Below are 7,631 nucleotides of genomic sequence, written 5' to 3' on the forward strand. Positions count from 1 at the left end.
CGCCGCCCTCGGCGGCTGCCGCGAGCCGGAGAAACCCCAGGCGCGCAGCGACACCCCGGTCAGCGGCGGCACCCTGACCTACGCCACCGACCGCGAACCCATCTGCCTCGACCCGCATGTCGCCGGCGACATGCCGCAGGTGTTCCTCGCCCGGCAGTTCCTCGACTCGCTGGTGTCGATGGACGCCCAGGGCCGCATCGGCCCCTGGCTGGCGACGCGCTGGGAGGTGTCCGCCGACGGCCTCGCCTACACCTTCCACCTGCGCGACGACGTGCGCTTCAGCGACGGCACGGCATTCGACGCCAACGCGGTGAAGGCCAACCTCGACCACATGCTCGACCCGCGTACCCAGTCCAGCACCGCCGGCGGCTACGTGCGCCAGTACCGCGGCACCGACGTGGTCGACGCGCACACCGCCGTGGTGCACCTGGCCACGCCCTACGCGGCCTTCCTCGAAGTGCTCGCCCAGGGCTTCCTCGGCATCCAGTCGCCCACCGCGCTGCGCCGTCCGCGCGACGAGAACTGCGAGAGCCCGGTGGGCAGCGGCCCGTTCAAGGTGCTGCGCTGGGACCGCCAGAACCAGGTGCTGCTGGAGCGCAACCCGGACTACCACTGGGCGCCGGCCACCGCCGCGCACCAGGGCCCGGCGTACCTGCAGGGCATCGTCTGGAAGTTCATCCAGGAACCCTCGGTGCGCTTCGCCTCGCTGCAAGCCGGCGAGGTCGACGTGATCGAAAGCGTGCCGCCGGAATCCCACGCCGCCGCGCGGGCCAACCCGGAGGTGTCGCTGCTGGTCGCGCAGCGCCCCGGCAACCCCACCAACGGCACCCTGAACATGACCCGCGCGCCCTTCGACGACATCCGCGTACGCGAGGCCTTCATCCGCTCGGCCGACATCGACGCGGCGCTGAAGAGCGTCTACTTCGGCGAGTTCCCCCGCGCAGGCGGCCCGCTCAGCGCCGCCACGCCCTTCTACAGCGCCGACTTCGAGCACGCCCAGGACTACGACCCGGCGCGCGCCGCGCAACTGCTCGACGCCGCCGGCTGGAACGCGCGCGACGCCGAGGGCTACCGCAGCCGCGCCGGCAAGCGCCTGCAGGTCCACGTGATCATGGGCAACCGCACCCCGCCCTCGGAGTTCAGCCTCTGGGAACAGGTGCAGGCCACCGCCCGCAGCGCCGGCTTCGAGGTGATCATCGAACAGATGAGCGACGTGCTGGCCCAGCAGCGCCAGGCCGACTGGGACTACGACATCCGCCTGGGCTACTGGAACACCAACACCCCGGACGTGCTGCGGATCATTTTCGGCTCGGCGTTCCTGCGCCCGGCCGGGGTGCGCGGCTACCACCAGAACACCGCCGGCCTCGACGACCCGCGCTTCGACGCCCTGGTCGAGCAGGCCCTGGCCACCCAGGACGCCGAGCGCCGCCGCGAGCTGTACCGCCAGGCGCAGGCCTTCGCCTCCAGCCAGTACCTGCAACTGACCACCTACCCGCAGAGCACCCGCCTGGGCATCTACAAGCGCGCCCATGGCGTGAGCCTGGAGCCGTCGCTGGCGGTCACTTCCCTCTATGACGCCTGGGTGACCCCATGAGCCTGACCTTGTCCACCACCCCTGACCCGCGCCGCGAACGCCTGCTGCGCCTGGCCCGCCACGCCACCTGGCGCCTGCTCGGCGGCCTGCTGGTGCTGTGGGCCGCGGCCAGCGTGACCTTCTTCGCCCTGCGCCTGATGCCAGGCGACCCGGTGCTGGCGATCCTCGGCGGCCCCAGCGGCAACCCCACCCCGGAGACCATCGCCGAAGCCACCCGCGAGTACGGCCTGGACCGGCCGCTGGCGGTGCAGTACGCGATCCACCTGGGCCGCCTGCTGCACGGCGACCTCGGCGTGTCCTACTCGCAGCACCTGCCGGTGACGCGCATCCTCGCCGAACAGACCGGCGCGACCCTGCAGCTGACCTTCGCCGCGCTGGCCCTGGCCTGGCTCATGGTGCTCGGCTGGACCCTGCTCAGCGCCGGCCGCCGCCACTGGTTCGGCGGCCTCGCCTCGCTGCTCGAAACCCTGGCCGCGGCGCTGCCGCAGTTCTGGCTGGCGATCCTCCTGCTGGCCGCGTTCGCCTTCGGCCTGCGGCTGTTCCCGCCGGCCGGCAGCGACGGCCTGCGCAGCCTGGTGCTGCCGGCCCTGGCCCTGGCGGTGCCACTGGCCGGGTTCATCGGCCAGGTCACCCGCGAGGCGCTGGAGATCACCCTGGAGCAGCCCTTCATCCTCTCCGCGCGCACCCGTGGGCTGAGCGACCGCGCCGTGCGCTACCGCCACGCCCTGCGCCACTCGGTGCTGCCGGCCATCTCGCTGTCGGGCTGGGCGCTGGGCGCGCTGCTCAGCGGCGCGGTGGTGGTGGAAGTGATCTTTTCCCGCAAGGGCCTCGGCCGCCAGCTGTTCCAGGCGGTGCAGAGCCAGGACCTGCCGCTGGTGCTGGGCATCACCCTGGTGGTCGCCGCCGGCTACGTGCTGGCCAACATCCTGGTCGACCTGCTGTACGAGCTGGTCGACCCCCGCCTGCAAAGGAGCGCGGCATGAGCGAACTCGCCCCCACCCTCGAACTGCCGGTGGCGCCGCGCCGCGCCATGCGCAGCCTGCCCTGGCCGGCGCTGCTGGCGCTGGGCTTCCTCGCCCTGCTGGTCAGCGCGGCGCTGGTCCCGCAGCTGTTCGCCCACGGCGACCCGCTGGCCATCCAGCCGCGCGAGGCATTCAGCGCGCCGGGCTGGGCCCACTGGTTCGGCACCGACCAGTCCGGCCGCGACATCTACGCGCGGGTCATCCACGGCGCGCGCCAGTCGCTGACCATCGGCCTGGCCGCCACCGCCCTGGCGATGAGCGTGGCGATCAGCCTCGGGCTGCTCGCCGGCCTCGCCGGCGGCGCCGTGGACCGCGCCATCGGCTGGCTGCTGGAAGTGCTGTTCGCCTTCCCCAGCCTGATCCTGGCGCTGCTCTTCGTCGCCATCTTCGGCAGCGGCATCGGCCCGCTGATCATCGCCACCGGCATCGGCAGCGCGCCGGGCTACGCGCGCATGGTCCGCGGGCAGGTACTGGCGGTGCGCAACGCCGGCTACATCGAAGCCGCCCGCGCCCTCGGCCACGGCCCCTGGCGCACCATCGGCCGGCAGATCCTGCCCAACGCCATGCGCCCGCTGATCGTCACCCTGACCATGGGCGTCGGCCACGCCATCGTCTGGGCCTCGGCGCTGAGCTTCCTCGGCCTGGGCGCGCGGCCGCCGGCGCCGGAATGGGGAACCATGCTGTCGATGGGCCGCGACTTTATCGTCAACGCCTGGTGGCTGACCTTCTTCCCCGGCCTGTTCATCGTCCTCACCACCCTGTCGACCACCGTCGCCGGGCGCTACCTGCAACAACGCCTGGAGGGCCGCCGCTGATGCCGCGCCAACCCCTGATAGTCGAAGACCTGTCGGTGCATTTCGGCGAGCAGCGTGTGCTCGACCGCCTGTCCTTCACCCTGCAACCGGGCCGCGCGCTGGCGCTGGTCGGCGAATCCGGCTCGGGCAAGAGCGTGCTGGCGCGCAGCCTGGTGGGCCTGGCCGGCGCCGGCGCGCGGGTCGAGGCGCGGCGCCTGGAGTACGCCGGGCGCGACCTGCTGGCCCTGGACGAACGCCGCTGGCGAGAACTGCGCGGCCGCGAGATCGGTTTCGTGCTGCAGGACGCCCTGGTGTCCCTCGATCCACTGCGCCCGGTGGGCCGGGAAATCCTCGAAGTGCTGACCACCCACCGCTGGGGCGACCGCCACAGCCGCGCGCAACGGGTGCTGGAGCTGCTGGAGAAAGTCGGCGTGCCGGAGCCCGAACTGCGCGCCCGGCAGCGTTCCGAACAACTCTCCGGCGGCCTGCGCCAGCGCGCGCTGATCGCCAACGCCCTGGCCCTGGACCCGGGCCTGGTGATCGCCGACGAACCGACCACGGCGCTGGACGCCACGGTGCAGGCGCAGATTCTCGGCGTGCTGCAGCAGGTGAAGGATCGCGGCGACTCGCTGCTGCTGATCAGCCACGACCTGGCGGTGGTCGCGCAGCTGGCCGACGAGGTGCTGGTGCTGCGCCACGGCGAGGTGGTGGAACAGGGCCCGATCGAACAGATTCTCCACGCCCCGCGCCATCCCTACACCCGCAGCCTGCTGGACGCGGTGCCGGCCAACCGCCCGCGCGGCACCCGCCTCAGCCCTGGCGCGGCGCCCGCGCCCCGGCGCGCGCAGGTCGAGGCGGCGGAACCGCTGCTGGAGGCGCGCGGCCTCGGCAAGCGCTATCGCGGCCCCGACCAGCAGTGGCGGCAGGTGCTCGACGACGTCGGCTTCCGCCTGCACGCCGGGCGCACGCTGGGTATCGTCGGCGAATCCGGCTCGGGCAAGAGCACCGCCGCGCGCATCGCCCTCGGCCTGCTGGAGCCGGACGCCGGCGAAGTCAGCTTCGCCGGCCAGCCGTGGAACGCGGCGCCGGCGCAGCGCGTCAGCGAACGCGAGCGGCGCCCGCGACGGCGCGACATCAGCGTGATCTACCAGGACCCGCTGAGTTCCTTCGACCCGCGCTGGAATGTCGGCCAGGTGCTCGACGACGCCCTGCAGGCCGGCGGCGTGGAAGCGCCGCTGCGCCCGGCGCGGATCGCCGAGCTGCTGCGCCAGGTGCGCCTGCCGGCGGACCTGGCGCAACGCCGCCCGCTGCAACTCTCCGGCGGCCAGCGGCAACGGGTGGCCATCGCCCGCGCGCTGGCCAGCGGGCCGAAGGTGATCATCTGCGACGAACCGGTGTCGGCGCTGGACGTCTCGGTGCAGGCCCAGGTGCTCGACCTGCTCGCCGACCTGCAGGACGAACTGGGCCTGGCCTACCTGTTCATCTCCCACGACCTCGGGGTGATCCGCCACCTCAGCGACGAGGTGCTGGTGATGCTGCAGGGCAAGGTGGTCGAGTCCGGCCCCACCGAAGCCGTCCTGAGCGACCCGCAGCATCCCTACACCCGGCGCCTGCTGGCCTCGGTGCCACAACTGCCGAGCGAAGGCCGCCCCCACCCGACACCGCTGGCGCCGACCAGCGTCGACCTGGCGCCGCCGTTCGAAGAACGCTGGCTCTGGGGCCTGGCGGTCTGACCCACAAGCGACTGTCTTGCCGGCTGCGCCGCACTGCTCCTTGTAGGAGCGAGCAAGCTCGCTCCTACAAAAAGCACCACAACTTCCCCACTCCCCGCGACACAACTTTGCGCCATCCAACATCACGTTATTTGCATATAACCCAACCACTGCTCACAAACCAACAGAGCATCAGCAGCTGTTGATCCCGCGCAAGCAACAATCACCAGCAACAACACTCAAGATATTGATAAATAACGATTTAATTAATTGGCACGACTTCTGCTGAAGTCACAGTGGAGCATGACTATACGAATAGAAAGCCGATCATTCTGTCTATTCATCGAGGGTTAGAAGTTGTCCGTTAATTATTCTGGGAGTGAGTGGGGAAAACTGGCCCTGGCGGTTCGCCGGGCGAGCATCTGGTCAGCGACTCTGGGGTCGGCGGCATTGCTGGTGGGGAGCCAGGCGATGGCCGATACGACGGGCGGCGACGCCCAGGACGGCAGCGGCACGCGCCTGCAGACCGTAGTCGTGCAGGCGCAGAAGGAAACCCCGGTCCAGGCGGCGCGCAGCCAGCTCGCCGAAGTGCCCGGCGGGGTCAGCGTGGTGGACAGCGAGCAGCTGTCCAAGGGCCGCACCGCCACCCTGCAGGACACCCTGGCCTACCAGCCCGGCGTGTTCGTGCAGTCCACCGGCGGCAACGACGCGGCGAAGATTTCCATCCGCGGCTCGGGCGCCAACACCTCGCCGGGCTACTTCCGCGAGGGCATCAAGTTCCTCTTCGACGGCCTGCCGCTGACCGGCCCGGGCGGCACCCCTTACGAGTTTCTCAACGGCTCGGGGGTGAACTACACCGAGATCCTGCGTGGCGCCAACGCCTTCCAGTACGGCGCGCTGACCCTGGGCGGCGCGGTCAACTTCGTCAACCAGACCGGCTACACCGCGCCCGGCACCCGCCTGCGGGTGGAGGCCGGCAGCTACGGCTACCAGAAGCAGGTGCTGAGCACCGGCGGCGTGGCCGGCGGCCTGGACTACTACGCCAACGTCGACAACTACCGCAACGACGGCTACCGCGACTACAGCCTGTCGAAGAGCCAGGGCGTGGTGCTCAACCTGGGCTACAGCTTCAACCCGAAACTGCAGACCCGCCTGCTGCTGCGCTACCGCGACGAGTACCACAACGACCCCAGCGCCACCACCCTGGCGCAGGTCAAGCACAACCCCGACAAGGCCAGCGCCACCGCCGCCAGCAGCGGCGCCGGCGCACGGCGGCCGGGCAGCACCTGGGTCGGCAGCAAGACCACCTACACCTTCGACGACGACGCCAAGCTCGACTTCGGCGTGGTCTATTACGACTACCCGCACAACAACAACCCGAACAGCCCGACCAACCCAAGCTTCTGGGACTGGCACGACCTGAGCTTCGTCCTCAACTACAACCGCACGGACCAGTGGTTCGGCCATGAAAGCCGCTCCAGCGCCGGCTTCACCTCCACCGAGCACCTCAAGGGCGGAGTCGACTCGACACGGGCCAGCAAGGTGCCGGTGAAGGTGGTGGACTACGGGTCGTCCTTCGACCACGTGTTCTCCTTCGGCAACGACCTGGAACTGGTCGACGACCTCTGGCTGACCACCGGTCTGTCGTTCATCAACGTGCGCCGCAGCACCGACATCAAGTATGTGAACACGGCCAACACCACCAGTTTCCCGAGCAAGGACACCTACGAGAACTGGAGCACCGCGCCGCGCATCGGCCTGCGCTACCAGCTGACCCCGGAGCTGCAACTGTTCGGCAACGTCAGCCGCTCCATCGACCCGCCGGCCTCCTGGCAATACTCCAACTCTGCGGCCGCGACGCCGTTCGTCAAGCCGCTGGTGGAGCAGAAGGCCAACACGGTGGAATTCGGCATCAAGGGCTCGCACGGCATCTTCGATGGCAGCCTGGCGTTGTACCGCTCGTGGATCCACGACGAACTGCTGAACGTGCAGATCATCCCCGCCACCTCCACCAGCGCCGCCGTGACCTCGGCCTTCAACGCCGACAGCCCGACCATCCACCAGGGCGTCGAGGCCGGGCTCAACACCCTGCTCTGGGAGAACGCCGTCGGCGAGAAAGTCAGCCTGCGCCAGGCCTACACCTACAGCGACTTCTACTACCGCCACGACGACACCTTCGGCGACAACCAGCTGCCGGGGATTCCCAAGCACTTCTACCAGGGCGAGCTGCAGTATCAGCACCCCAGCGGCTTCTACGGCGGGGTCAACGTCACCTCCTCGTCGCGCACCGCGGTGGACTACGCCAACAGCTTCTACGCGCCCTCCTACACCCTCTTCGGTGCGGGCGTCGGCTACGAGGCGCCGAAGAAGGATTGGAAGGTCTCCCTCGACCTGAAGAACCTCGCCAACGAGAAGTACGTCGCCGCCATCGCCCCCCAATACAACACCAAGGGCAAGGACGCCGCCGCGTTCTATCCCGGCGATGGCATCGGCGCCTACGTCGGCCTCG

General features: G+C 70.0%; 5 protein-coding genes. All 5 read left to right on the plus strand.

All coding sequences use genetic code 11. From position 1 onward, the window contains the following. Positions 1-1,594 (plus strand): ABC transporter substrate-binding protein (locus P3W75_RS12710; RefSeq protein ID WP_276227703.1); only part of this gene is annotated, 1,594 nt, incomplete at its 5' end. Beyond that, positions 1,591-2,577 (plus strand): ABC transporter permease, encoded by a 987-nt coding sequence (locus P3W75_RS12715; RefSeq protein WP_276227704.1) that lies wholly within the window; start codon positions 1,591-1,593, stop codon positions 2,575-2,577. The genes P3W75_RS12710 and P3W75_RS12715, both read left to right, overlap by 4 nt. After that, positions 2,574-3,431: an ABC transporter permease gene (locus P3W75_RS12720; RefSeq protein ID WP_276227705.1), complete on the plus strand. Its 858-nt coding sequence runs from the start codon at positions 2,574-2,576 to the stop codon at positions 3,429-3,431. The genes P3W75_RS12715 and P3W75_RS12720 overlap by 4 nt, the downstream gene beginning before the upstream one ends. Next, positions 3,431-5,143, plus strand: coding sequence for a dipeptide ABC transporter ATP-binding protein (locus P3W75_RS12725; protein WP_276227706.1), 1,713 nt, complete (start codon positions 3,431-3,433; stop codon positions 5,141-5,143). The genes P3W75_RS12720 and P3W75_RS12725 overlap by 1 nt, the downstream gene beginning before the upstream one ends. 450 nt (positions 5,144-5,593) lie before the next feature. Further along, positions 5,594-7,631: TonB-dependent receptor family protein (locus P3W75_RS12730; RefSeq protein ID WP_276227707.1), on the plus strand; the 2,038-nt coding region annotated here is incomplete at its 3' end.

The organism is Pseudomonas citronellolis (assembly GCF_029335315.1).
Taxonomy (GTDB): Bacteria; Pseudomonadota; Gammaproteobacteria; order Pseudomonadales; family Pseudomonadaceae; genus Pseudomonas; species Pseudomonas citronellolis_A.

Coding starts and splice junctions, on each gene's coding strand:
- P3W75_RS12720 (WP_276227705.1), top strand. CDS start 2,574: ATGAGCGAACTCGCCCCCACCCTCGAACTGCCGGTGGCGCCGCGCCGC.
- P3W75_RS12715 (WP_276227704.1), top strand. CDS start 1,591: ATGAGCCTGACCTTGTCCACCACCCCTGACCCGCGCCGCGAACGCCTG.
- P3W75_RS12725 (WP_276227706.1), top strand. CDS start 3,431: ATGCCGCGCCAACCCCTGATAGTCGAAGACCTGTCGGTGCATTTCGGC.